20 protein-coding genes and 1 tRNA gene are annotated in these 24,159 nt (G+C 62.9%); 11 read left to right on the top strand and 10 right to left on the bottom strand.

Features of this window, described 5'->3' with window-relative positions:
- Positions 1-66: 66 nt before the first annotated feature.
- Together NKJ23_RS07845 and NKJ23_RS07840 are read left to right on the top strand one after the other, a co-directional pair.
- Positions 67-288, top strand: coding sequence for an AbrB/MazE/SpoVT family DNA-binding domain-containing protein (locus tag NKJ23_RS07845; protein ID WP_352645795.1), 222 nt, complete (start codon positions 67-69; stop codon positions 286-288).
- The gene (locus tag NKJ23_RS07840; protein WP_352645793.1) at positions 285-674 is read left to right on the top strand and encodes a type II toxin-antitoxin system death-on-curing family toxin; all 390 of its coding nucleotides are present in this window, start codon (positions 285-287) and stop codon (positions 672-674) included. Before NKJ23_RS07845 ends, NKJ23_RS07840 begins: the two co-directional genes overlap by 4 nt.
- Here the strand turns inward: NKJ23_RS07840 and NKJ23_RS07835 are convergent.
- Together NKJ23_RS07835 and NKJ23_RS07830 are read right to left on the bottom strand one after the other, a co-directional pair.
- Positions 671-1,144, bottom strand: coding sequence for a GreA/GreB family elongation factor (locus NKJ23_RS07835; protein WP_352490814.1), 474 nt, complete (start codon positions 1,142-1,144; stop codon positions 671-673). The two genes, NKJ23_RS07840 and NKJ23_RS07835, sit on opposite strands and share 4 nt — an antisense overlap.
- Before the next feature lie 141 nt (positions 1,145-1,285).
- Positions 1,286-2,104: a class I SAM-dependent methyltransferase gene (locus NKJ23_RS07830; RefSeq protein ID WP_352679705.1), complete on the bottom strand. Its 819-nt coding sequence runs from the start codon at positions 2,102-2,104 to the stop codon at positions 1,286-1,288.
- Between the two features lie 21 nt (positions 2,105-2,125).
- Between NKJ23_RS07830 and NKJ23_RS07825 the strand changes: the two genes are divergently transcribed.
- Both NKJ23_RS07825 and NKJ23_RS07820 read left to right on the top strand, forming a co-directional pair.
- On the top strand, positions 2,126-2,911 hold the full coding sequence (locus tag NKJ23_RS07825; protein WP_352679702.1) for a TetR/AcrR family transcriptional regulator: 786 nt from the start codon (positions 2,126-2,128) through the stop codon (positions 2,909-2,911).
- Positions 2,912-3,003: 92 nt separating this feature from the next.
- Positions 3,004-4,380, top strand: coding sequence for a TIGR03808 family TAT-translocated repetitive protein (locus tag NKJ23_RS07820; RefSeq protein ID WP_352679700.1), 1,377 nt, complete (start codon positions 3,004-3,006; stop codon positions 4,378-4,380).
- Here NKJ23_RS07820 and NKJ23_RS07815 read toward each other — a convergent pair.
- Positions 4,373-5,377: an asparaginase gene (locus tag NKJ23_RS07815; protein ID WP_352679697.1), complete on the bottom strand. Its 1,005-nt coding sequence runs from the start codon at positions 5,375-5,377 to the stop codon at positions 4,373-4,375. The genes NKJ23_RS07820 and NKJ23_RS07815 overlap by 8 nt on opposite strands.
- A gap of 25 nt (positions 5,378-5,402) precedes the next feature.
- Positions 5,403-6,569 carry an acetyl-CoA acetyltransferase gene (locus NKJ23_RS07810; protein ID WP_352679694.1) on the bottom strand — a complete coding sequence of 389 codons (1,167 nt, stop codon included), beginning with the start codon at positions 6,567-6,569 and terminating at the stop codon, positions 5,403-5,405.
- Positions 6,570-6,793: 224 nt separating this feature from the next.
- Between NKJ23_RS07810 and betI the strand changes: the two genes are divergently transcribed.
- The 5 genes from betI to betB are packed head-to-tail and all read left to right on the top strand — an operon-like array spanning position 6,794 to position 13,096.
- Positions 6,794-7,384 (top strand): choline-binding transcriptional repressor BetI, encoded by a 591-nt coding sequence (gene betI, locus NKJ23_RS07805; RefSeq protein WP_352449081.1) that lies wholly within the window; start codon positions 6,794-6,796, stop codon positions 7,382-7,384.
- Positions 7,381-8,910: a choline-sulfatase gene (gene betC / locus NKJ23_RS07800; RefSeq protein ID WP_352679690.1), complete on the top strand. Its 1,530-nt coding sequence runs from the start codon at positions 7,381-7,383 to the stop codon at positions 8,908-8,910. The genes betI and betC overlap by 4 nt, the downstream gene beginning before the upstream one ends.
- Positions 8,910-9,917, top strand: a complete 1,008-nt coding sequence (locus NKJ23_RS07795; RefSeq protein WP_502896959.1) for a threonine/serine dehydratase family protein — start codon at positions 8,910-8,912, stop codon at positions 9,915-9,917. The genes betC and NKJ23_RS07795 overlap by 1 nt, the downstream gene beginning before the upstream one ends.
- A gap of 3 nt (positions 9,918-9,920) precedes the next feature.
- On the top strand, positions 9,921-11,573 hold the full coding sequence (gene betA, locus NKJ23_RS07790; RefSeq protein WP_352679685.1) for a choline dehydrogenase: 1,653 nt from the start codon (positions 9,921-9,923) through the stop codon (positions 11,571-11,573).
- Positions 11,574-11,632: 59 nt separating this feature from the next.
- Positions 11,633-13,096, top strand: coding sequence for a betaine-aldehyde dehydrogenase (gene betB, locus NKJ23_RS07785; RefSeq protein ID WP_352679682.1), 1,464 nt, complete (start codon positions 11,633-11,635; stop codon positions 13,094-13,096).
- Here betB and NKJ23_RS07780 read toward each other — a convergent pair.
- On the bottom strand, positions 13,060-15,330 hold the full coding sequence (locus NKJ23_RS07780; RefSeq protein ID WP_352679679.1) for an AGE family epimerase/isomerase: 2,271 nt from the start codon (positions 15,328-15,330) through the stop codon (positions 13,060-13,062). The two genes, betB and NKJ23_RS07780, sit on opposite strands and share 37 nt — an antisense overlap.
- Before the next feature lie 17 nt (positions 15,331-15,347).
- Positions 15,348-16,862, bottom strand: coding sequence for a phosphomannomutase/phosphoglucomutase (locus NKJ23_RS07775; RefSeq protein WP_502902508.1), 1,515 nt, complete (start codon positions 16,860-16,862; stop codon positions 15,348-15,350).
- A gap of 205 nt (positions 16,863-17,067) precedes the next feature.
- Between NKJ23_RS07775 and NKJ23_RS07770 the strand changes: the two genes are divergently transcribed.
- Both NKJ23_RS07770 and NKJ23_RS07765 read left to right on the top strand, forming a co-directional pair.
- A tRNA-Pro gene (locus NKJ23_RS07770) sits at positions 17,068-17,144 on the top strand.
- Positions 17,145-17,643: 499 nt separating this feature from the next.
- Positions 17,644-18,666, top strand: a complete 1,023-nt coding sequence (locus tag NKJ23_RS07765) for a site-specific integrase (protein WP_352679674.1) — start codon at positions 17,644-17,646, stop codon at positions 18,664-18,666.
- On the opposite strand, the gene NKJ23_RS07760 is transcribed toward NKJ23_RS07765, so the two are convergent.
- The 4 genes from NKJ23_RS07760 to NKJ23_RS07745 all read right to left on the bottom strand — a co-directional run bounded on the left by NKJ23_RS07760 (position 18,641) and on the right by NKJ23_RS07745 (position 24,055).
- Positions 18,641-20,260, bottom strand: a complete 1,620-nt coding sequence (locus tag NKJ23_RS07760) for an ABC transporter ATP-binding protein (RefSeq protein ID WP_352679671.1) — start codon at positions 20,258-20,260, stop codon at positions 18,641-18,643. The two genes, NKJ23_RS07765 and NKJ23_RS07760, sit on opposite strands and share 26 nt — an antisense overlap.
- A 1-nt stretch (position 20,261) precedes the next feature.
- Complete coding sequence (locus NKJ23_RS07755; protein WP_352679668.1) at positions 20,262-21,380, bottom strand: ABC transporter permease; 1,119 nt, start codon at positions 21,378-21,380, stop codon at positions 20,262-20,264.
- A complete protein-coding gene (locus NKJ23_RS07750) occupies positions 21,373-22,296 on the bottom strand; it encodes an ABC transporter permease subunit (RefSeq protein WP_352679665.1) in 924 nt (307 codons plus the stop codon). The genes NKJ23_RS07755 and NKJ23_RS07750 overlap by 8 nt, the downstream gene beginning before the upstream one ends.
- Before the next feature lie 166 nt (positions 22,297-22,462).
- Complete coding sequence (locus tag NKJ23_RS07745; protein WP_352679662.1) at positions 22,463-24,055, bottom strand: peptide ABC transporter substrate-binding protein; 1,593 nt, start codon at positions 24,053-24,055, stop codon at positions 22,463-22,465.
- Positions 24,056-24,159 lie beyond the last annotated feature (104 nt).

Raw genomic sequence — 24,159 nt, 5'->3', positions numbered from 1 at the left:
TTATAATGTCTGTTGTAACAAGAAACGCGCTGAGTTATAATCAGTGTTGCAACAGGATGCCTCACCATGAAAACGACCATTCGCAAGATCGGCAATTCCGAAGGCGTGATCCTGCCGAGGGAGCTTCTCGATCGTCTGAACCTGAAGGCCGGCGACCAGCTTCAAATCGTTGAAACAGGTGACGGTTTTGCGCTGAGGCCGGTGGACGACAGCTTCGAGCGGCAAATGAAAGCTGCCCGCGAGGTCATGGACAAATACAAGGTCGCGCTTCAGAAGCTCGCCGAATGAGCTGGGAGTTTCTGACGAGGCGTGCAGTCGAAGCCATGCACGCGGAGCAGTTGCGCCGACACGGCGGAGCACAAGGCTTGAGGGATGAAAATGCCCTCGAATCGGCGCTCGCTCGCGCCGAAAACAAGGCCAACTACGGAGACCCGTCGGTTGAGGAACTCGCAGCCGCCTATGTCTTCTGCATTGCCAGAAATCATGCCTTTGTCGACGGCAACAAACGCACCGCCATTGTCGCGGCCGGCGCATTTCTGATTGTGAATGGTTATGCCCTGTCGGCCAATGACGGCATGCTTTACGAATTCGTCATGGGCGTCGCCGCCGGCGAAATCGACGAGGCCGGCGCCGCGGCGTTCTTCCGCGATCATGTCGTTAAGCTCGAAGACTAACTGTCGGAGAGCTTGACGATTTCCCATTCCTTGCCATTGACCACGGCAACTTCGCCGACCTTCTTGCCGAACAGCGCCATCGCCATCGGCGACATATGGGAAATTGTCCCCTTAGCGGGATTGGCTTCGTCCTCGCCGACGATCTTCCAATGCACCTTCTTGCCGTCGTGGCTTTCCAGGGTGACGCCCATGCCGAAGCGAACCATGTCGCTGCCCGGTTCCGGCACGGAGAGCTCGGCGCTTTCCCGCCTTGCCGTCCAATAGCGAAGATCGCGCGAAACCAGCGCGATGCGCTCGCGGTCGGCCCTCTTCTCGGCTCTGCCCAGTTCGTCGCGCAGAGCGGCCACCTCGGCATCGATCAGCGCCATGCCGCGTTCCGTGACCAGATTGCGGTGATGGCTGATCGGCCGCTCGCCGATGCCGGCAATGGCGTTTTCGCTGTCTTCCTCGCGGGTGAAGGCCCTGCTCATCTGACGAACTTAGGCTTGGAATGGCGACTCCACAAGCCATTGCTGATGAAGAGACTAATGGTGAAGATCTGGGTTCAGTACCCGAGATTAGACAGCTGTTTGGGTGTAAAGCTGACCATGCGAATGCCTCAACTTGGCGCACTATCGCGCTTCGAGGGCCGCAAGGCTAAGGTCCGGTTGCGCAACTAGGTAGCGGAGCCCCTTGGTTCCGACGTCGCCTTGCTCAACGATATTGAAGCCGTGCCGGCCGAGATCCGCTGCAACTTTGTCCAAATCGACGTAACCATGCCGGTGGAGCCGAAAGGTGCTCTTCCGGCGCGGCGGTTTCGCAAAATCGACGATAAGCACACGACCGCCCGGCCTCAGGACGCGGAAGGCCTCTCTGCCGAATTCCTCGCGGCCCTTCTTTGGAAGATGGTGGAACATCAGCGTGCTGAGGACGACATCAAATTCCCCATCCTTGAAAGGCAGTTCCTGAGCGGTGGCGGTCGAGAACCCGACTTGTAGCCCGGCTCGCCGGGCCTTTGCCGTCGCGCGCGCAACCATTTCGGCTGAGGCGTCGACGCCGTCCACACGCCCCTCCGGCCCCACCTTCTGTCTGACGAGGAGCGCGGTGGTGCCGGTGCCGCACCCGACATCCAGGACCACTTCTCCCGGTTTCAGCTCCGCAAAGCTTAATATCCTTTCGCGAAAAGCACGTTCGCGACCGAAGGTCAGAAGCCACGCCAGCATATCGTACAGGGCGGCGGAATGAAGCGTGATGCCGACATGCGGCGCCTTCTCCTCGCCGGCGGCCGGTCTGCGGTCCTTGGCGGACAGCCGCCCGTGAGCGCTTTGCCATATCAATAAGCTCGCGACTACGACGAGTGCACCAGCATGAAGCAGGAGGACGGGAACTCCCAAGGAAAAGACCGCATTTGCCTGTCCCAACGAGAAAAATGCCGCGAGCACCACGGCCACTTTGACGAGCGCGACTAGCGCATGCCCTCCAACTATTGTTCCGAAAAGACGTTGGTGCATTGCTTTATCTCCGGCCAGCCGGGCATCGCGCCGGGCCTTCCGCAAGAGCATATGATACTGGACAGTGTGTCCAGTATCAGTTTTACTGGCCACATCGCACCGACGCGCCCAATACTGGACGATTTGGTGTCCTTTGGCCGGAAAAGGATGTTGCCGATGCCAGCCGGACCGATCGACCGTCGGGTCGCCAGGACCCGCAGCCGACTGCAGCAGGCGCTTTTCAGATTGACCGCCGAGAAGGGATATACGGCGATCACGGTCGAGGACATCTGCAGGGAAGCCGATGTCGGCCGCTCGACTTTCTACACGCACTATCCCGACAAGGACTACTTGAGGAAAGCAACGATCGACGAGCATATGAAGGGCTTGCAGGCACGTGGTGCCGAACGCCATTCGCAGAGAAATGCCAAGGGCTTTTCCTTCAGCGGTCCGGTGTTCGAGCATGCTCTTGCCACGCGGGAGATGCACCGTGCGCTGATGGGCGGGAAAAAGCGCGAAATGCCAGAAGAGATCCGCGGCTGGATAAGCAGGCAGGTTCGCCATGAGTTGGCGAATATCCAAGGTGATGAAGGCGGAGTCAGACTTGAGATCGCCACACGCTTCATCGTTGGCGCGTTCTTTGAAGTGATGCACTGGTGGCTTGAGAGGGATACGAAGCTGTCTCCCGCGGAGATCGACCAGACATTCCTGCAACTTGCCTTCAACGGGGTAAATGCGGTGATCGCTGAGCCAACGAGGATCGAATAGGGGCCAAGCGTCAGATTTTCACCACGAGTTCGACCGGGCTAGTCTGGCACGAATCCTGCGGCGTGAGCGTTGGACGCAAGGGATCTGTGCCGATGTTGAACAGAAGAACGCTGCTTGCGCAGACCGCCGGCTTTGCCGTCATGGGGCTTTCGCTCGGCAAGGCAGCGGCGAAAAACCTTCCCGGCATCGAGAAAGCCGCAATGCGTGGCGCGATCAACGCGACCGAGCTCGGCGTCCGGCCCGGCGCGCTAGACGATCAGAGCAAGGCTTTCACCAAGCTGCTGCGCGACGCGCACGACCGCGACATGCCGGTGTTCCTGCCGCCGGGGATCTATATCGTTTCCAACCTGTCGCTGCCCGGCCGGGTGCGCCTGTCCGGCGTGCCGGGCGCATCGCGGATCGTCTATGGCGGCAATGGCCATCTCATCATGGCCGAACGGGCCGAGCATATCGAACTCAGCGGGCTGGTGTTCGATGGCAGCAACCGCTGGATGGGCGACTACACGCAAGGCCTGCTCGATCTGCGCCGCATCGCCCATCTGGTCGTCGACAACTGCCAGATGACCGGCAGCGGCAAGAACGGTCTGGCGCTCGAACACGCCTCGGGCCGCATCCAGCGCTCGGAGATATCCGGTGCGGCCGATGCCGGCATCTATTCGGTCGAGGCCGATGGCCTGGAAATATCAGGCAATAGCGTCTCCGACTGCGCCAATGGCGGCATTCTCGTGCACCGCTGGCAGGCGGCGGAAGACGGCACCATCGTCAGCGGCAACCGGATCGAGCGCATCCAGGCGCGCGGCGGCGGAACCGGCCAGAACGGCAACGGCATCAATGCGTTCCGCGCCGGCAACGTCATCATCTCCGGTAATATTGTTTCGGACTGCGCGTTTTCGGCGATCCGCGCCAACAGTGCCAGCAATTTGCAGATCACCGGCAATACCTGCTCGCGCTCGGGCGAAACGGCCGTGTATTCCGAATTCTCATTCGAAGGCGCGATCATCGGCAACAACATCGTCGATGGCGCCGCCAATGGTATTTCGATCGTCAATTTCAACGAAGGCGGCCGCATGGGCGTGTGCTCCGGCAACATCGTCCGCAATCTGGCGACCAGCGGCCCCTACCCTGCGGACGCGCCCGGCTTCGGCGTCGGCATCAGCGTCGAGGCAGACACCACAGTTTTCGGCAATGTCGTCGAGAATGCGCCACTCTACGGCATGCAGATCGGCTGGGGACCGTTCATGCGCAATGTGGTCGCCACGGGAAACGTCATCCGCAAGGCGGGGACCGGTATCGTCGTCAGCGTGGTCGAGGGTGCCGGGACGGCAATCATTTCCGACAACGTCATCGACGGGGTCCAGAACGGCGCGATCGTCGGCCAGCGCTGGGCCGAGCCGGTAACCGGCGACCTCGCCGCGTCAGGCAATGCCGGCTATGCGCATCTGACCGTCGAGCGCAATCATGTCAGTTGAGGGTGGCCGTCGGCCGGAGCGCGCCGACCTTGGCGCCGATCCGGCTTTCAATGGGCGGATTTGCCTGTTCGATCAATTTCACAGCGAGCGCGTGGTCGGCGTGCAGCAGCTTAGCCAGCACGGCCGCGACCATCACTTCAGCGGCGCGGCCGGCGCCATCGTCGCATTTCAGCGCGATGCCAAGGCCAAGCTCCGGAACGGCGGCGCAAAAAACACCTTCGGCGCCTCCCTTGACGAAAATCCGGCCCAGGGCGGCCTCCATCATCGCGACGTCGGACCTGCCCGTGCCGGCGACGAAAAACGGCTCGGCCATGCAGGCAGAAAGCAGCCGCTTCGCCGCCCGGGCGCGCACCGGCTCGAAGCCGGCACCTGTCGCCATGCGAGCAAAGCCAAGCGCAAAGCTGCGCAACGGCACGGCATAGGTCGGAATCGAGCAGCCGTCGGTGCCGCGGTGATCGGCGTCATGGGCAGCACCGGTCACCGCCTGCATCGCTTCGCGCACCATCTCCTGCGAAGCATGGCCAGCCTTGACGTAACCACGATGGGCGATGCCGCTGTGAACGCAGGTGCATAGGAAGCCTGAGTGCTTGCCGGAACAATTGTTGTGCAAGGTGTTCGGCGCACGGCCGGCGCGCGCGAGCGCCAGCGTCGCCCCGTGGCTCGACGGCCAATGCGCGCCGCATTCGAGTGCCGTCTCGTCGAGGCCGGCTTTCGCCAGCATGGCGCGCGCCAGCTCGACATGCGGCGGCTCGCCGGAATGGGAGGCGCAGGCCAGCGCCAGCTCCCGGTCACCGAAGCCGTAGGCATCGGCAGCGCCGCTCTCGACCAGCGGCAACGCCTGGATCGCCTTGACCGCCGAGCGCGGGAACACCGGCTGTGCCGTGTCGCCGATCTCCCAGACAGGCTTGCCGTCGGCGTCGAAGACGGCAACAGCGCCGCGATGGGCACTCTCGACGATTGCGCCGCGCAAGACTTCGACCAGAACCGGATTTGCCATGTCACCTCCCGCAATGCGGGCGGGTTTATCTGATCCGGTCGAGAATGGAAACGTAGTTGGCGACCGCGGCACCACCCATGTTGAAGATGCCGCCGAGTTTTGCTCCCGGCACCTGGATGCCGCCCGCCTCGCCGACAAGCTGCATGGCGCTCAGCACATGCATCGATACGCCGGTGGCACCGATCGGGTGGCCCTTGGCCTTCAGCCCGCCCGACGGATTGACCGGCAGCCTTCCATCTTTCGCCGTCTCGCCGTCCAGGGCCAGCTTGGCGCCCTCGCCCGGCTTGGCCAGGCCCATCGCCTCATACTCGATCAGTTCGGCGATGGTGAAACAGTCATGCGTCTCGACGAAGGACAGGTCGCCGAGCGTCACGCCCGCCTGCTTCAGCGCCTGGTTCCACGCCTGCTCGCAGCCTTCGAAGGCGAGAATGTCGCGCTTCGACATCGGCAGGAAATCCTGCACATGCTCATTGGCGCGGAAGGCGACGGCGCGGCGCATCTTCAGCGCCGTGGCCGTGTCGGCAAGGACAAGCGCGGCGGCACCGTCCGACACCAGCGAGCAGTCTGTGCGCTTCAGCGGACCGGCGACGAAGGGGTTTTTTTCGCTTTCCTGCCTGCAGAACTCGTAGCCGAAATCCTTGCGCATCTGCGCGTAGGGATTGTCGACGCCGTTCTTGTGGTTCTTGGCGGCAATCATCGCCAGCGCATCCGACTGGTCGCCGTAGCGCTGGAAATAGGCTTGGGCGATCTTGCCGAAGACGCCAGCGAAGCCTGCCGGCGTGTCACCGTCCTCCGGCAGATACGAGGCCTTGAGCAGGTTCTTGCCGATCTCGGGACCGGGCGTCGTCGTCATCTGCTCGGCGCCGACCACCAGCACGATACGGGCGGCATTGGCGTCGATGGCGCGGATACCTTGCCTGACCGCCGCCGAGCCGGTGGCGCAGGCGTTCTCGACGCGGGTCGCCGGCTTGAAGCGCAGCCGGTCGTCGGCCTGGAGGACCAGGCTCGCGGTGAAATCCTGGCCGGAAAACCCGGCGTTGAAGTGGCCGAGCACGATCTCGTCGACGTCATCCGGACCGATGCCGGCATGATCGAGCGCCTCGACTGCCACCTTGGTGATCAGGCCCTCCAGCGTCTCGCCTTCGAGCTTGCCGAAGCGCAAATGCGCCCAACCGACGATGCATGCTGTCATGGCGATCTCCATCCTGTGGACCCGGGCTACGCGATACTGCGCGCGCATCAGCATTGTTCAAGCATGAACCGTTTCGCCGGCCTCGTGAAGGGGCCAGAACCGCACAATCGCTTGATCTTGATCATCTGGTCATAGTGCTTGGCTTTTGCCAGCAAATCAGGCCGGATTTTTGTTGATTGATGCGTCAATAAAAAATAATCTTGTCGCAACAGGCCGGAGCAGGAATGCCGAAACTCGGAATGGAGCCGTTGCGCCGCAGGGCGCTCATCGACGCAACGATCTCGGCGATCGGCGAGCGCGGTTCGCTTGATGTGACGATGTCGGAAATCGCCGGCCGCGCCGGCGTGTCCTCGGCGCTTGCCCACCATTATTTCGGCGCCAAGGACGAATTGCTGTTGGCGACGATGCGGCACATCCTGAGCGAGCTCACCGCCGATACGCGCCGTGCACTTCGCGCGGCCGGCACGGCGCGCCAGCGCGTCTCGGCGGTGGTCGCGGTCAACTTCTCCGACATCCAGTTCCAGCCCGAAACGATCGCCGCCTGGCTCGCCTTCTATGTCGAGGCGCAGAAATCGGCAGCACTCCGCCGGCTGCTCAAGGTCTATGCGCGCCGGCTGCATTCCAATCTGCTCAGCGGGCTGGCCGGCATCCTGCCGAGAAGCGAGGCCGACCGGGTCGCCGAAGCGACCGCGGCGCTGATCGACGGGCTCTATATCAGGCGCGCGCTGAAGGACGGTGTTCCCGATGCCGCGACCGCGATTGCACTGGTCGAGGACTATCTCGAAACGAAGCTCAGCGGACGGCAGAAGCAGTGACATCCAAGCGACCCAACATCCTGATCGTCATGGTCGATCAGCTCAACGGAACGCTATTTCCAGACGGGCCGGCAGACTTCCTGCACGCGCCGCATCTAAAGGCGCTCGCCGCGCGTTCGGCGCGTTTTTGCAACAATTACACCGCGTCACCGCTCTGCGCGCCAGGCCGGGCCGCATTCATGAGCGGCCAATTGCCGTCACGCACCGGGGTCTATGACAATGCCGCCGAATTCACCTCGTCGATCCCGACCTTTGCTCATCATCTGCGTGCCGCCGGCTATCACACCTGCCTTTCCGGCAAGATGCATTTCGTCGGTCCGGACCAGTTGCACGGCTTCGAAGAGCGGCTGACCACCGACATCTATCCGGCCGATTTCGGCTGGACACCCGACTATCGCAAACCCGGCGAGCGCATCGACTGGTGGTATCACAATCTCGGCTCCGTCAGCGGCGCCGGTACTGCCGAGATCACCAACCAGCTGGAATATGACGACGAGGTCGCCTTCCATGCGGTGCAGAAGCTCTATGATTTTGCCCGCGTCTCCGACGATGCCGCACATCGGCCCTGGTGCTTGACGGTTTCCTTCACCCATCCGCACGATCCTTACGTCGCACGGCGGCAATACTGGGACCTCTACGAGGATTGCCCGGCGCTCGAGCCCGAGGTCGGCTTCATTCCTTACGACAGGCAGGACCCGCATTCGCAGCGGCTCTACCGCGCCAGCGACTATGACAGGTTCGACATCACCGCTGAGCAGATACGCCGCGCACGGCGCGGCTATTTCGCCAACATCTCCTATCTCGACGACAAGCTCGGCGAATTGATGTCGGTGCTCGAGCACACACACATGCTCGACGACACGGTCATCCTGTTCTGCTCGGATCACGGCGACATGCTCGGCGAGCGCGGCCTGTGGTTCAAGATGTGCTTCTTCGAAGGTTCGGCGCGGGTGCCGCTGATGGTCGCCGGCAAGGGCATCGCCGCCGGCCTGATCGACACGCCGGTCTCCAATCTCGACGTGACGCCGACGCTTTGCGACCTCGCCGGCATCGACATCAGCGCGATTGCGCCGTGGACTGACGGCCAGTCGCTGCTGCTGTTGCTGAACGGAAAGAAACGCTCCGCGCCGGTGCTGATGGAATATGCCGCCGAAGGCTCCAACGCGCCGATGGTGGCGATGCGCGAGGGCCGCTACAAATTCATCCATTGCGAGATCGATCCGCCGCAACTGTTTGATCTTGAATCGGATTCGCAAGAATTGACCAATCTCGCCGCCGATCTGGCCAATGCGGCATTGGTGGCCGCTTTCACAGACAAGGTGCGGGCGCGCTGGGACATGGCGGCCTTCGACGCGGCGGTGCGTGCCAGCCAGGCACGCCGCTGGGTGGTCTACCCGGCGCTGCGCAACGGCACCCATTATCCCTGGGAATTCCAGCCGCTGCAGAAGGCATCGGAGCGCTACATGCGCAACCACATGAACCTCGACCTGCTCGAAGAGCAGAAGCGCTTTCCGCGAGGCGAATGATGGCAGATAGTCTCGTCCCCTCGCTCGACCATCTCAGGCACGCCTATGCCGTCACCTCCAAGGCGACGCAGGTCACGCCGCTGCTGGAATCGGCGGCACTCGCGCGCGAGACCGGCGCCGCCCGCGTCTTCGTCAAGGCCGAATCGCTGCAATGGGCAGGATCGTTCAAGGTGCGCGGCGCCTACTGGCGGCTGAAGAAGCTCTCGCCTGACGAAGCCAAAAAGGGCGTCGTCGCCTACTCCTCCGGCAATTTTGCGCAGGGGCTAGCGGCGGCTGGCCAAGCGCTTGGCATTCCCGTCACCATCGTCATGCCGATCGACGCGCCGGCCGCCAAGCGCGACGCCACATTGGGTTACGGCGCGCGCGTGGTGCTGACTGACCATGGCGAGCGCGCGCGTGAGGAAGTCGCCGCCGCCAAGGCGCGCGAGATCGCTGCGAGCGAAGGCCTGGCGCTGCTGCACCCGTTCGACGATCCGGAGATCGTCGCCGGCCAGGCCGGTGCCGGGCTGGAGGCACTCGACCAGATCGCCGCCAGGCAAGCGGAGGCCGATCTCTTGTTCTGCTCGGTCGGCGGCGGCGGCCTGATCGGCGGTGTTTCACTGGCCTTTCACTACCTGTCGCCAGCCACGAAGATCATCGGCGTCGAGCCGGAAGGTTTTGACGGCATGGGCTCGTCGCTGGCGCATGGCGCCATCGAAACCATGCCGATCGGGCCGAAATCGATCTGCGACGGGCTGATGTCGCGGCGGCCCGGCGACGCGCCGTTCGCAGCGGTGAAGGCCGCCGGCGTTCGCGGCGTCACCGTCGACGATGCTTCGGTGCGGCGCGCCATGCGCCTCGCCTTCGAGCGGCTGAAGCTGGTGCTCGAGCCATCCGGCGCTGCTTCGCTGGCGGCGTTGCTCGGCGGCAAGGTCGACGTCACCGGCAAGACCGTTCTCGTAATGGCAACCGGCGGCAACGTCTCGCTGGCCGATTTCATTGCGCATATGAACCACGGGCGCGCATGAACCATGCTTGAAGCGGATTTCGTCATCATCGGCTCCGGCTCGGCCGGTTCGGCCATGGCCTACCGGCTCTCGGAGGACGGCAAGCATTCGGTGATCGTCATCGAATATGGCGGCAGCGATATCGGCCCGCTGATCCAGATGCCGTCGGCACTGTCGATCCCGCTCAATATGAGCCTCTACGACTGGGGCTTTGCCAGCGAGCCGGAGCCGCACCTCGGCGGCCGCGTGCTGGCGACGCCGCGCGGCAAGGTCATCGGCGGCTCGTCGTCGATCAACGGCATGGTCTATGTGCGCGGCCATGCCCGCGACTTCGACCATTGGGCCGAACAGGGCGCGACCGGCTGGGGCTTTGCCGATGTGCTCCCGTACTTCAAGCGCATGGAGGACAGCAATGGCGGCGAGAATGGCTGGCGCGGCCATGGCGGGCCGCTGACTGTGCAGCGCGGCTCGAGGACGAACCCACTCTACGGCGCCTTCGTCGAGGCAGGCCGTCAGGCCGGTTTCGAGCTGACCGACGACTATAATGGCGCGAAGCAGGAAGGCTTTGGGCCGATGGAGCAGACCATTCGCGGCGGCCGTCGCTGGTCCGCGGCGAGCGCCTATCTGAGGCCGGCGCTGAGGCGGAAAAATGTCAGCCTGGTCAAAGGTTTCGCCCGGCGGGTAATCGTCGAGAATCAACGCGCCACCGGCGTCGAGATCGAAGTGCGCAAACGGATTCAGGTGGTCAGAGCGCGGCGCGAGGTGATCGTTGCCGCGTCCTCGATCAACTCGCCCAAGATCCTGATGCTGTCCGGCATCGGCCCCGGCCAGCACCTTAGGGAGAACGGCATCCCGGTGATCGCCGACCGGCCCGGAGTCGGCCGCAATCTGCAGGACCATATGGAACTTTACATCCAGCAGGAATCGACAAAGCCGATCACGCTGAACTCCGTCTTGAACCCGTTCTCGAAGGCGCTGATCGGGGCACAATGGCTGTTCTTCAAATCCGGCCTCGGTGCCACCAATCATTTCGAGGCGGCCGCCTTCGTGCGCTCGCGCGCCGGCGTCGACTATCCCGATATCCAGTATCACTTCATCCCGGCCGCGGTCCGCTATGACGGCAAGGCGGCGGCCAAGGCGCATGGTTTCCAGGCGCATGTCGGGCCGATGCGGTCGAAGTCGCGCGGTTCGGTCACGCTGCGCTCGCCCGATCCCAAATCGAAGCCGGTGATCCGCTTCAACTACATGTCGCATCCGGACGACTGGACGGAGTTCCGCCACTGCATCCGGCTGACCCGCGAGATCTTCGGGCAAGCGGCCTTCGATCCGTACCGCGGCAAGGAACTGTCGCCGGGCTCGCATGTACAATCGGATGAAGAGCTCGACGCCTTCATTCGCGACCACGCCGAAAGCGCCTACCACCCTTGCGGCACCTGCAAGTTGGGCCGTGCCGATGATGCGATGAGCGTCGTCGATCCGGAATGCCGCGTCATTGGCGTCGAAGGGCTTCGGGTCGCCGATTCCTCGATCTTTCCACGCGTCACCAACGGCAATCTCAACGCGCCGTCGATCATGACCGGCGAGAAGGCCGCCGACCACATTCTCGGGCGTACGCCGCTGCCACCGTCCAACCAGGAACCATGGATCAATCCGCGCTGGCAGGTGTCGGACAGATAGGCCATGATCCGGCGGACGCATATTCCGCATGCCGCGACAAGACGATTTGGAGAACAGTCATGCGCGCCCAGCCAACGGCATCGCATTATGTCAACGGCCGCTATATCGACGACGAGCGCGGCGCAGCGCTGCCGGTTATCTATCCGGCAACCGGCGAGACCATCGCCATGCTGCGCTCGGCGACGCCGAACGTGCTGGAGCTCGCGATCGAGGCGGCGCGTGCAGCACAACCGGCCTGGGCGCGGCTGAAGCCGGTCGAACGCGGCCGCATCCTGCGCCGCGCCGCCGACATCTTGCGCGCGCGCAATGCCGATCTGGCGCGCATCGAGACGCTGGATACCGGTAAGCCGATCCAGGAGACGCTGGTTGCGGACGCCCCGTCGGCGGCCGACTGCCTGGAATATTTCGGCGGCGCCGTCGCCGCCTTTAATGGCGAAGCCGTCGATCTCGGCGGACCCTTTGCCTATACCAGGCGCGAGGCGCTCGGCGTTTGCGTCGGCATCGGCGCCTGGAACTATCCGATCCAGATCGCCGGCTGGAAGTCGGCGCCGGCCCTCGCCATGGGCAATGCGATGGTGTTCAAGCCCTCGGAGAACACGCCGCTTTCAGCGCTGGCGCTCGCCGAGATCTACACCGAGGCCGGGCTGCCCGACGGGCTGTTCAACGTCGTGCAGGGTTTTGGCGATGTCGGCGCCGGTCTTGTCGGACATGATGTCGTCGCAAAGGTCTCGGTGACCGGCTCGGTGCCGACCGGCCGCAAGGTGCTGTCGCTCGCCGGCTCGAAGATGAAGCACGCGACGATGGAGCTCGGCGGCAAGTCGCCGCTGATCGTCTTCGAAGACGCCAACCTCGAAAATGCCATCGGCGGCGCGATGCTCGGCAATTTCTATTCGACCGGCCAGATCTGCTCCAACGGCACGCGGGTCTTCGTGCAGAGCAGCATCCATGACCGTTTCGTCGAGAGGCTGACCGAACGGACGAAGAAAATCCGCATCGGCGATCCGCTCGATCTGGACACGCAGATGGGGCCGCTGGTCTCGAAGGCGCAGCACGACAAGGTGGTTTCTTACATCGAGGCCGGCAAGCAGGATGGCGCGGTGCTCGCCTGCGGCGGAAACGTGCCTTCGCTGCAGGGTTTCCATGGTGGCTTCTTCGTCGAGCCGACGGTGTTCACCGGTGTCACCGACACGATGCGCATCGCGCGCGAGGAGATTTTCGGGCCGGTGATGAGTGTGCTGAAATTCGACAGCGAGGACGAGGTGATCGAGCGCGCCAACGATACCGAATTCGGCCTCGCCGCTGGCGTGTTCACCCGCGATCTGCAGCGCGCCCATCGTGTCATCGCCGAACTGCAGGCCGGCACCTGCTGGATCAACGCCTACAATCTGACGCCGGTCGAAATCCCCTTCGGCGGCTTCAAGCAGTCCGGCATCGGCCGCGAGAATTCGCTCGCGGCACTGGCGCTCTATTCGCAACTGAAGTCGGTCTATGTCGAGACCGGGGATGTCGCCAGCCCGTACTGATCCTTGCAGGCCGTGCCGTCCAGATATTGGGTCAGCGCGCAGACCAGATGATAGAAGATGCTGGCCGGCACCTCGCTTGCCAGTGAACGGCCGCGCTCGTCGATGCGGTCGATCCACAGGCCGAGCGGTGCGGGATTGATGTGCCAGCGGAACAGCCGGCCGACACGCGCCTCGATTTCCGGCTTCAGGTCGGGACCGCCCGAACCGTCCAGCGCGATCGCCGCCTTGATCGCTTCGGCCTGTGGCCAGCTGCGCGAGACGCGGTCGAGCGGCAGCCCTTGCCGCGAGACCGCGCCGTAGGCGAGGCCTGTGGCGCGGTTCAGGCCATTGGCAATTGCCGACGCGTAAAGCTTCCGGGCAAGGGCGGTCAAGCCGCTCTGGCCGCTGCGCCCGGCGAAGTCGACCAGCAGCGAGGCCCATTCGAAATGATGGCCGGGTTCGGTCCACGTGCCCTTCTCGCCAGGGGCCGGCCGCCATTCATTGTCGAAATACTCACCCAGCGTCCAGCTTTCCGGGTCGAAGAAATGGCTGCGGAACAGATCGACGATGCGCGCGGCGCGACGAAGATAGGCGCGCTCGCCCGTCGCCTGATGCCAGGCCAGGAATGCCTCGAGCAGATGCATGTGCGGGTTGGAGCGGCGCTCGCCCTCGCCGCTCGAGGTCTCGCGGAAGCCGGTCAGGCGTTCGTCCTCGAGATGCGCGTCGATGAACGCGAAGGTCTCCTCGCCAAGCCGCAACGCATCGGGATTACCGCACATATGGGCATGCGCAAGCGCCAGGAGCACGCAGGAATGGTCATAGGCATCCTCGGCGGCGTCGGCGACAGTGCCGTCGATGTTGAGCGTGCGTACCCAGCCGCCATTGTCGGTACGTCCGTGCCTGGCCATGAATTCGAGGCCGTGGCTGATCAGCCGATCGGCCGGGCCGTTCCAGCCGCGCGCCTTGGCGACGGCGAAGGCGTAGATCTGCCTGGCCTGAGTGCGCATGCGTTTGGGTTTCATCAGTGGGGCGGCATCGAAGCCGAGCGCCTCGTGGAACCCGCCATGGCGCTCATCGACGCCGACCGTCGACCACAACGGCACCGTCTCCTCGAACAGCCAATGGTGCACGCGGCGCTGCCAGGCGCCGCTTTCGATGACGCGGTCGTCGGCGGGCGTGAACCTGGTCTCGAGGCGGCCGCTTTTTTCGAGCTGCTCGACGATCTTCTTGACGTTCTGGCTGTGGCTGACCGGCGCGACGAAAGTGGCGTCGGCCGTCGACACGATGGCGACGTCCTTCAGGCCAATGGCCGACAGCAGGCGGCCGTCGCTGCGGATATAGGAGTTCTCGCAATCGATGGCGACGACATCGCCGACGATGACGTTGCCCTGGGTGTCGGAGGGGCCGACGTCGAGCAGCGATTGCCAGGAGCCGAGATCGTTCCAGCGAAAACCGGCCGGCACCATGGCGATGCCGCTCGCGCGCTCCATGATCGCATAGTCGATCGATGTCGATGGGATGGCGGCATAGAGCTCCAGAGGCATGTAGAGGCCGGAAAGGTCCGATGTGGCACCCTGGTAGGCAGCCTCGGTGGCGCTCCAGATGTCGGGCTGGAAAGCCATGAACGCATCGCGCATGGCACTGGCGCGAAACAGGAAGATGCCGGTGTTCCAGTAGAAATTGCCGGCCTCGAGATAGCTCTGCGCCGTGGCGAGATCGGGTTTTTCGACGAAACGCGAGACATCGCAGATGCCGTCGCGCTCGCCGGCCACCTCGATGTAGCCATAACCGGTCTCGGGTTGGGCGGGCTTGATGCCGAACACCACCAACCTGCCTTGGCGCGCGGCCGCAGTGCCGGCCTCGATGCTCCGCCAGAACTGCTGCGCGGTCGCGATCTCATGGTCGGACGGCACCACCAGTACCAGGCTGTCGCCGAATTCCGACAGCGTGCGCAGGCTTGCCAAAGCGACGGCCGCCGCGGTGTTGCGTCCGGTCGGCTCGAAGAGCGGACCGCCGCCGGAAAGCTCGTGACCGGCAATGTCGGCATGAACGCGGTCGGCATGCCTTTCCGAGGCAATCAGGAAAACCGGCGTTTCGCCTTCCAGCCGCGCGGTCAGCCGCCGCAGCGTCTTGGCCAGCATCGAGCCGTCGCCGGAGAAATCATGGAACTGCTTGGGATTGTCCTCGCGCGACAGCGGCCACAGCCGCGAGCCGACGCCGCCGCTCATCACAAAACTGACGATCCGTTCGGTCATGAAAACAAGCCTCGTGCTCAAAAGGTCTGATTGTAGGCGCCGACTTCGGAGCTGCGGCGCAGCACCGCATCGACGCCTTCGAACATCTGCCGCCGCCGCTCGGACGATACCGGACTCTCCACCACCACCACAAGCTCAGGCTTGTTCGATGATGCCCGCACCAACCCCCAGGTACCATCCTCCGCAACGACCCTGACGCCGTTGACGGTGATCAGTTCGGCGATCTTCTGGCCGGCGAAGACGGCGCCCTCGTCCTTCATCTTGCGAAAGTCGCCTACGACGCGCTCGACCACGCCGTATTTGAGTTCGTCGGCGCAATGTGGCGACATGGTCGGCGTGCCGAAGGTCAGCGGCAGATCGCGGTAAAGATCCGCCATGCTGCTTTGCGGGCTGCGATCCAGCATCTGGCATATGGCGATGGCCGTGACCAGGCCATCGTCATAGCCGCGGCCGATCGGCGGATTGAAGAAGAAATGGCCCGATTTCTCGAAACCGGCGGCGGCGCCGAGTTCGGCGACGCGCCGCTTGATATAGGAGTGACCGGTTTTCCAATAGTCGGTGACCGCGCCATTTTCCCGCAACACCTTGTCAGTCATGAACAACCCGGTCGACTTGACGTCGACGACGAAAGTCGAGCCGGGATAGAGGTGCGAAATGTCGCGCGCCAGCATGACGCCGACCTTGTCGGCGAATATCTCGTTGCCTTCATTGTCGACCACGCCGCAGCGGTCGCCGTCGCCGTCGAAACCGAGCCCGACATCGGCGCCCGTTTCCAGCACCTTGTCGCGAATGGCGTGCAGCATCTGCATATCTTCGGGGTTGGGATTGTAATTGGGAAAAGTATGATCGAGCTCGACGTCGAGCGGGATCACCTCGCAGCCGATCCTTTCCAGTGCCTCGGGAGCGAAAGCCCCGGCGGTGCCGTTGCCGCAAGCGGCCACCACCTTGAGCTTCCTGGAGATACGCTTTCCCGCTGTCAGATCGTCGAGGTAGGTTTTGCGGAAATCCGCAACGAAGTCATAGGAGCCACCACCGACAAGGTCGAAATCGCCTGAGAGCACGATCGCCTTCAGCGCGCTCATCTCCTCCGGACCAAAAGTCAGCGGGCGCGCCGCGCCCATCTTGACGCCGGTCCAGCCATTCTCGTTGTGCGAGGCAGTGACCATGGCGACGGAGGGCGTGTCGAGCGCGAACTGGGCGAAATAAGCCATCGGCGACAGGACCAGCCCGATATCCTTGACCCGTGCGCCGGCTGCCATCAGCCCGGAAACCAGCGCCAGCTTTATGGCAAGCGAATAGGAACGGAAATCGTGACCGGTGACGATGTCGGGTCCGGCACCCAGGCGACGGATCAGCGTGCCGAGCCCCATGCCGAGCGCCTGGACGCCGATCAGATTGAGTTCCGGCGTTTCGTTCGAGCCGGGATGGCCGAACCACCAGCGCGCATCATATTCGCGAAACCCGGAGGGTTTGATCAGCGCCGAGGTTTCAAACTCAAAAGTGTTTGGTCTGACATCGCTAACGATCTTCATCGACAAGGCTGCAAACTCCAGGCGGCTGAATCAGGTGCTTCGAGGCAAGTGGACGGTTACCCAGATGCCCTTTAAGCCGTGTTTGTGCGACAGGAAACTGAAACCTGTATGACGTGGCGGCGAAAGCGAAAGAAATGCGACAGAAGCGCTGCCATTGGCGCTTGCAGTAACCAAACGCGGCGGCTATAAGCCCGCGGTCTGGTCACGGAGTGTAGCGCAGCCTGGTAGCGCACATCGTTCGGGACGATGGGGTCGCAGGTTCAAATCCTGCCACTCCGACCAGAAAAAACATCCCCGGTTCAAGGCCCGCAGGCGCTCTTTCCAAATTACCCCTATACATTCGGACAAGAAGGCAGGTCTGGCCGGGGAGAGGCTAAGCGGTGCCCGCAGGGGCATCGGATCGCGGCTAATGCCGACGCGAGCGGATGTTCGTCATCGGCAAAAAGCGACTTTCCATGGCACCCGAAACCTCCCCCGCTTCGGCATGCCAAGTCGTCCGGTGAAGGCCGGCGTGAGATTTACACCTCAGTTATGACCGCAACATGGGGTAGCCCGGGCCACCATTTTGACGCGGCTGTCGGCTACCCTCCGGGAACTCACCAAAACCTATCGTCCGGCGCGAAAGCCAAGCCGGTGCGATTCCTCCGCCGCATTTCGCAAGTCTTTGCATCTCACAGCACTATCGCCCATTTTGCTTGTTGCAAAGCCGGTCTTGTTGCCTCTTCTAACGATCCCCATCCGCAGGACGAACAACTTCGGAGCAAAAAAGGGGACCATCGTGATGACCCATCATCATGCCCGCACGGCAGCAGCGTCTAGCGCTTCAGGTATGCTGCGCCCTCAACTCGGGCCTGCCGCCGCCGGCAAATATCAGCCCCCGATCTCCAGGGCCGATGCCCGCCGCCTGACTGTCGGTGACATCCTCGCCGCCTATGCCGAAGCACGCCAGGCCAAGATTGCCGGTCGCAAGGAATTTCTCGCCAGGATGCGTTTTCTGAACGAATTCTTCGTCACCGAGCCGGTCGCCAGCATCAATGGAGATCGCTGCCGCGCCTATGTCGAGCACCGTTCGCGCGAGCGCAATCGGGTAGAGCGTGAGCGAATCGCCAAGCTCAACGCTGCGGCGATGGAGACCCGCCGTGCGTTACTCCCGGCGTGGCGAGACAAGGACTTTACATCAGGCCCGCGTCGCGATCTTGAGGACCTCCGCTCGGCGATCAACTTTTGGGCCAAGGAATACGGTCTCGATCCGAAGCCGTCCGTCACCTTGCCAGACAAACCAGCAGCGCGCGAGCGCTGGCTGACGCGCGAGGAAGCAGCGGGACTGCTGCGCGCGGCATTGCGGCTGCGCCGGAAGCACGGTCAGTATGCTCATCTCTGCCGCTTTATCATTGTGGGGCTCTACACTGGCTGCAGACATCGTTCAATCCTGCAACTCAATTGGGATGGCGAGGCCGCAGAAGCTTGGCCGGACCTAGGCCGCGGCGTGCTCTATTGCAAAGATCAGCACGCGAAAAAAAGCAAGAAATGGCGTCCGCCGACGCGACTGCCGTCACGGCTGATCGCCCATATGCGCCGCTGGAAGCGTATCGATTGCGACTGCGGGCCGGTCGTCCATGACAGCCTGGGCGAACCGACAAAGCGCATCGAGAAGGCGTTCCGCACCTGCCGCGTGGAAGCCGGGCTCGGCCACGATGTCACCCCGAATGTGCTTCGCTATACCCGCGCCATGTGGCCTGTGCTGTGCGACGTCGACATGTGGCGGATCGCCAGCAAGGCTATGCGCTCAGGCGAAATCGCGTGACATCGATGGCCGCGGCCATCAGTGTCTGTGTGTAGGTTGCCTGCGGATTGCTGAAGATCGCCTCGGCCGGCCCCTCCTCGACGATCTTGCCCTGTTTCATAACGATGATGTAGTCGGCCATGGCGCGCACGACGGCGAGATCGTGGCTGATGAACAGATAGGACAGCTCGTGGTCGGCCTGCAGCTTGCGCAGCAATTCGACGATCTGCTTCTGCACGGAGCGGTCCAGCGCCGAGGTCGGCTCGTCCAGCACCACCACTTTCGGCTTCAGTATCATGGCGCGCGCAATGGCGATGCGCTGCCGCTGACCGCCGGAGAATTCATGCGGATAGCGGTTGCGCGTGTTCGGGTCGAGCCCGACTTCGAGCAAGGCATCGACCGCGCGGAGATCGCGCTGCCTGCCCGACAGATTGGGCTCATGGACCAGAAGCCCCTCGGTGATGATCTGGCCGACGGTCATGCGTGGCGACAGCGAGCCGAACGGATCCTGGAAAACCAGCTGCAATTCGCGCCGCAGCGGCCGCATCGCCTGGCGGTCGGCGTGGGAAATGTCGCGGTCACCAAGCCGGATGATACCGTCGCTGGGCAGGAGCCGCAGCAAGGCGCGGCCGAGCGTCGATTTTCCCGATCCGGATTCGCCGACGATGCCGATCGTCTGGTTGCGCTTCAGCCGTATCGAAATGCGATCGACGGCGCGCAGCAGCAGCGGCTCGCCGCCAAGAAATCCGCCGCCGATCTTGAAGGTCACCTCGACGTTCCTGCCTTCAAGCAGGACAGGGGCATTCGGAGGCGGCGGCGCCTTGGTGCCGGTCGGTTCGGCGGCAAGCAGCATCTTGGTGTAGCCGTGCTGCGGGTTGGCGAAGATTGCTTCCGCCTCGCCCTCCTCGACCACCTCGCCATAGCGCATCACATAGACCCGGTCGGCAAAGCGCCTGACGATGCCGAGATCGTGGGTGATGAAGACGATCGCCATGCCGAGCTTGCGCTGCAGTTCGGCGAGCAGCATGAGGATCTGCGCCTGGATGGTGACGTCGAGCGCGGTCGTCGGCTCGTCGGCGATCAGTATGTCGGGATCGTTGGCCAGCGCCATGGCGATCATTACGCGCTGGCGCTGGCCGCCCGACAACTCGTGCGGATAGGATTTCATCCGCCGCTCCGGATCGGGAATATGGACCAGCCGCAGCAGCTTGAGCGCCTCCTCGCGCGCCGCGGCGGCGCCAAGTCCGCGATGCTTGCGGATCGGCTCGATCAGCTGGTTGCCGATCGAATAGAGCGGGTCGAGCGAAGTCATCGGCTCCTGGAAGATCATGCTGATCTTGCGGCCGCGGATCTTGTTGAGCTCTGGCTTGCCCAGCGTCAAAAGATTGCGGCCGCGATAATCGACGGTGCCGGTGGCTTCGCCGTTCGAGGCGAGCAGGCTCATCGCCGCCATCATCGTCTGGCTCTTGCCGGAACCGGATTCGCCGACGACGGCGACGGTTTCGCCTGATTTGACGTGGATGTTGATGCCCTTCACCGCCTCCACCACACCGTCGAGGGTGCGGAAGCGGACGCAAAGGTCCTTGACGCTGAGGATGGTTTCGGAAGCAGCCATCTCAACGATCCTTCGGGTCGAGCGCGTCGCGCAGCCCATCGCCGACGAAGTTCAGCGCGAACAGCGTGGAGACGAGAAAGAAGGCCGGGAACAGAAGCAGCCAGTTGGCCGAGCCGATGTTCTGGGCGCCGACCGAAATCAGCACGCCCCAGCTGGTCATCGGCTCCTGGACGCCGAGCCCGAGGAACGACAAAAAACTCTCCAGGATGATGACCTGCGGCACGAGCAGCGTCATGTAGATCACCACCGGCCCGAGCAAATTGGGGATCACATGGCGCAGCAGAATGCCGCGCTGGCCGACGCCCATCGCCTCCGCCGCCTGGACATATTCCTGCCGGCGGATCGACAGCGCCTGTCCGCGCACGATGCGCGCCATATCGAGCCACAGCACCGCGCCGACGGCCAGGAACATCAGCACGAAGTTCCTGCCGAAGAACACCACCAGCATGATGACGAAGAAGATGAACGGCAAAGAATAGAGCACGTCGACGACACGCATCATCACCTCGTCGACCCTGCCGCCGGCAAGGCCGGCGGTGGCGCCGTAGAGCACGCCGATGACCACGGCTACGATGCCGGCAAGCAGGCCGATGGCCAGCGATATGCGCCCGGCCATCAGCGTTCGGGACAAGAGATCGCGGCCGGTATTGTCGGTGCCGAACAGGAAATATTGCTGCTTGATCGAGGCACTCATCACCATTTCGAGACCGTCCGGCGATTTGCTCTCGATCTTTGTGTCATCAAAGGTATCGGAACGATCAAGGTAGCGAATGTTGCGGTCGTCGATCGGCTTGGACGATTTTACGGTAACGAACACACGGCTGCCCTCCTGCCGCCACTCCTTGATTTCGGCGCGCATGCGCCTGATCGCCTCGTCGAGAGCGCCTTCGATCATGTCGGCCTTCGGATAGGCGGAGAAGCTCGGCGGCGTACGGACGTAATCGCCATAGATGGTGGTGTATTGGTGCGGCACGAAAGAGGGCCCAAACACGCTGATGACGGCGATGAAGGCAAGATAATAGAGGCTGAGCATGGCTGCGCGATTGGCCTTGAGGCGCGCCCAGGCGTCACCCCACAGGGATCGGCCGACGACCGGTGCGGCTACTGCGATATCAGTCATAGCGCACCCTCGGATCGACGACCCCGTAGAGGACGTCGACGATCAGGTTGAAGACAATTGTGAAGAGCGCGATCACCACCACTGTCCCCATCACCAGTGTGTAGTCACGGTTGAGCGCAGCAACGACAAAATGGCGGCCGATGCCCGGGATAGAGAAGATGGTCTCGACAATAATCGAGCCAGTGAGAAGGGCCGCGGCTGCCGGACCGGTGAAGGAGACGATCGGCAGGATGGCGCCGCGCAGCGCATGCTTGACGACGACTGACCAGTCGGACAGGCCGAGAGCGCGCGCGGTGCGGATGTGATGCGAGTGCAGCGATTCGATCATCGAGCCGCGCATCAGGCGGGCAACGATGGCGATCTGCGGCAGAGCGAGCGTCAGTACCGGGCCGACCTTGTTGATGAGGGCTCCGTCGCCCCAGCCGCCGATCGGCAGCAGCTTCCAGGTCAATCCGAATACAAGCTGGATTATCGGGGCGATGACGAAGGTTGGTATGGTGCTGCCGGCGGTCGCCAGCGCGATCACAGAATAGTCGGCAAGCTTGTTCTGGTTGAGCGCGGCAACAGTGCCGAGCACGCTGCCGAGGAGCAGCGCCAGAACGAGCGCCGAAGCGCCAAGTTGGATCGAGATCGGCAGGCCTTCCCTGAACAACTCGCCGACGGTGAAATCCGGCATGTTGTAGCTGGGGCCGAAATTGCCGCGCAGAAGATTGCCTAAATAATGGAGGTACTGCAGCCAGAGCGGGTCGTTGAGCCCGAACTGGGCTTCGAGATTGGCCCTGATCTCGGGGCTCAGGCCCCGCTCCTGGTTGAACGGGCCGCCCGGCGCGACGCGTATCAGAAAGAACGCTATAGTCACGATGACGAACAGCGTCGGGATGGCGGTCAGGAGCCGCCGGAAAACGAATCGCAGCATCGATGCCCCGCTTGATCCAGAGCAGCGCGCGTCCGGCTGGACGATTGCGCTCTAGCCTTCAAATCTTCGCACCGACATTGTCGAAAATCGAATCCGGTTCCCGGGCCGATGCGATGGCAAACCGGCGCCGCCGCGCATTGAGTCGCGCGGCGGCCTGGCTAAGGGATCAGTCCTTGCTGATGAAGCGGGACGGATGGATGTCCATCACATTGTCGTCGAAGCCGTGCAGCTTCGAGGAAACGATGTCGTGGTAGCTGTAGTAGAGAAGCGGGATCTCGCCGACGTCGTCGACGAGGATGCGCTCGGCCTCGGCGAGTTCCTTCATGCGCTGTTCGGGCTTGCCGCCGGCGGCGGCGGCCTTGTCCATGGCCGCCTCGAATTTCGGGCTGTTATAGCTCGAATAATTGTTGCCGCTGGCCTTGCGAGATATGCCGAGGAAGGTTTCCGGGTCCTTGTAATCGGCGATCCAGGCGGCACGCGCCACATCGTAGTCGCCCTTCTGCTCGAGGAAGGAGTAGTGGGTCTTGGTGTCGGTGTTGAGCAGCGTGACCTCGACGCCAAGCGGCTTCAACTGTTCCTGGATGGCGACAGCGGTGTTCTTGTGGTTTTCCGAGGTGTTGTAGCGGATCTGCATCTTCAACGGATGCTCGGGTGTATAGCCGAGTTTCTCGAGGATCTTCTTGGCAGCGTCCTCGCGGTCGATCTGCGGCATGTCGGCGTATTTGGCCAGTGCCGGCGTGTAGCCCTGGATACCCGGAGGGACCATCGAATAGCCGGGCAGCATCGAATTCTGCCAGACTTTTTCAGCGAGGAAGTCGCGATCGATCGCCATCGAGATAGCGTTGCGCAGTTCGACGTTGTCCCAAGGCGCCTTGTCGGTCTTGATCGCGTAATAGTAGATGCCGAGATATGGCCCGACACGGACCTGGTCGCCGAATTTGGTCTTGAGATCGGCGAGCTGTTCGGTCGGCAGGTCACCGTAACTGTCGAATTCGCCGGCCTCGAAGCGCTTCATCGCGGACGAGCGATCCTCGGTCGGGATGTAGTTGACCACGTCGAACTTGACGCTGGCGGCGTCCCAGAATTTCGGATTCTTGACCAGCTTCAGATGGTCGTTGGGAATCCACTCCGCCGCTGTAAAGGCCCCGTTGGAGACCAGCTTGCCTGCCTTGATCCAGTCGGCGCCAAGCTTTTCGATAGACGCCTTGTTAACTGGATAGGTCGCCTGATGGGTCAGCATCTCCAGAAAGTAAGGCGTTGGCGCCTTGAGCGTGACTTCGAGGGTAGTTGCATCAATCGCCTTGACGCCCATATCCTCCGGCTTGCCCTTCTTGGTGTTGACTTCCTCGGCACCCTTCACAGGATAGAGCATGGAAGCGTATTCGGCTGCGGTGGCCGGATCTTCAAGCCGACGGAACGAATAAACGAAGTCGTCCGCCGTCACCGGGCTGCCATCCGACCAGAGGCCGTCCTTGCGCAGCTTGAAGGTGTAGACGGTGCCGTCGTCGGACACCGTCCAGCTTTCGGCGGCGCCTGGAATGAGATTCGTCTTCTGGTCATGCATCACGAGGCCCTGGAACAGGTCGCGTATGATATCGGCTTCGTAGACCGTCGAGGTCTTGTGCGGATCGAGCGTCTCCGCTTCGGCGGCGGCTCCGCGGTTGTAGACGGTTTCGGCGAAAGCCGGCGTGTAGAACGTACCGGCGGCCAAGACCATGGTCGTGGCGAGTACCGTCGCCTTCAGCACATGTTTCAGCATGGAGTTCTCCCTAATGACGTCGCCCTTCAGCCACGTCTCCAAGTGTTGACGCCCCGAAACCGATTGGTTGGTTCCTTTCGAGCGCGCAGCCGGTTCCCTCTCCG

Source organism: Mesorhizobium sp. M0184 (assembly GCF_040322215.1).
Lineage (GTDB): Bacteria > Pseudomonadota > Alphaproteobacteria > Rhizobiales > Rhizobiaceae > Mesorhizobium.
This window is presented reverse-complemented; position numbering and strand designations above follow the sequence as displayed.

Coding starts and splice junctions, on each gene's coding strand:
- NKJ23_RS07845 (WP_352645795.1), top strand. CDS start 67: ATGAAAACGACCATTCGCAAGATCGGCAATTCCGAAGGCGTGATCCTG.
- NKJ23_RS07840 (WP_352645793.1), top strand. CDS start 285: ATGAGCTGGGAGTTTCTGACGAGGCGTGCAGTCGAAGCCATGCACGCG.
- NKJ23_RS07835 (WP_352490814.1), bottom strand. CDS start 1,144: ATGAGCAGGGCCTTCACCCGCGAGGAAGACAGCGAAAACGCCATTGCC.
- NKJ23_RS07825 (WP_352679702.1), top strand. CDS start 2,126: ATGCCCTCCAACTATTGTTCCGAAAAGACGTTGGTGCATTGCTTTATC.
- NKJ23_RS07820 (WP_352679700.1), top strand. CDS start 3,004: ATGTTGAACAGAAGAACGCTGCTTGCGCAGACCGCCGGCTTTGCCGTC.
- NKJ23_RS07815 (WP_352679697.1), bottom strand. CDS start 5,377: ATGGCAAATCCGGTTCTGGTCGAAGTCTTGCGCGGCGCAATCGTCGAG.
- NKJ23_RS07810 (WP_352679694.1), bottom strand. CDS start 6,569: ATGACAGCATGCATCGTCGGTTGGGCGCATTTGCGCTTCGGCAAGCTC.
- betI (WP_352449081.1), top strand. CDS start 6,794: ATGCCGAAACTCGGAATGGAGCCGTTGCGCCGCAGGGCGCTCATCGAC.
- NKJ23_RS07795 (WP_502896959.1), top strand. CDS start 8,910: ATGGCAGATAGTCTCGTCCCCTCGCTCGACCATCTCAGGCACGCCTAT.
- betA (WP_352679685.1), top strand. CDS start 9,921: ATGCTTGAAGCGGATTTCGTCATCATCGGCTCCGGCTCGGCCGGTTCG.
- betB (WP_352679682.1), top strand. CDS start 11,633: ATGCGCGCCCAGCCAACGGCATCGCATTATGTCAACGGCCGCTATATC.
- NKJ23_RS07780 (WP_352679679.1), bottom strand. CDS start 15,330: ATGACCGAACGGATCGTCAGTTTTGTGATGAGCGGCGGCGTCGGCTCG.
- NKJ23_RS07775 (WP_502902508.1), bottom strand. CDS start 16,862: ATGAAGATCGTTAGCGATGTCAGACCAAACACTTTTGAGTTTGAAACC.
- NKJ23_RS07765 (WP_352679674.1), top strand. CDS start 17,644: ATGACCCATCATCATGCCCGCACGGCAGCAGCGTCTAGCGCTTCAGGT.
- NKJ23_RS07760 (WP_352679671.1), bottom strand. CDS start 20,260: ATGGCTGCTTCCGAAACCATCCTCAGCGTCAAGGACCTTTGCGTCCGC.
- NKJ23_RS07755 (WP_352679668.1), bottom strand. CDS start 21,380: ATGACTGATATCGCAGTAGCCGCACCGGTCGTCGGCCGATCCCTGTGG.
- NKJ23_RS07750 (WP_352679665.1), bottom strand. CDS start 22,296: ATGCTGCGATTCGTTTTCCGGCGGCTCCTGACCGCCATCCCGACGCTG.
- NKJ23_RS07745 (WP_352679662.1), bottom strand. CDS start 24,055: ATGCTGAAACATGTGCTGAAGGCGACGGTACTCGCCACGACCATGGTC.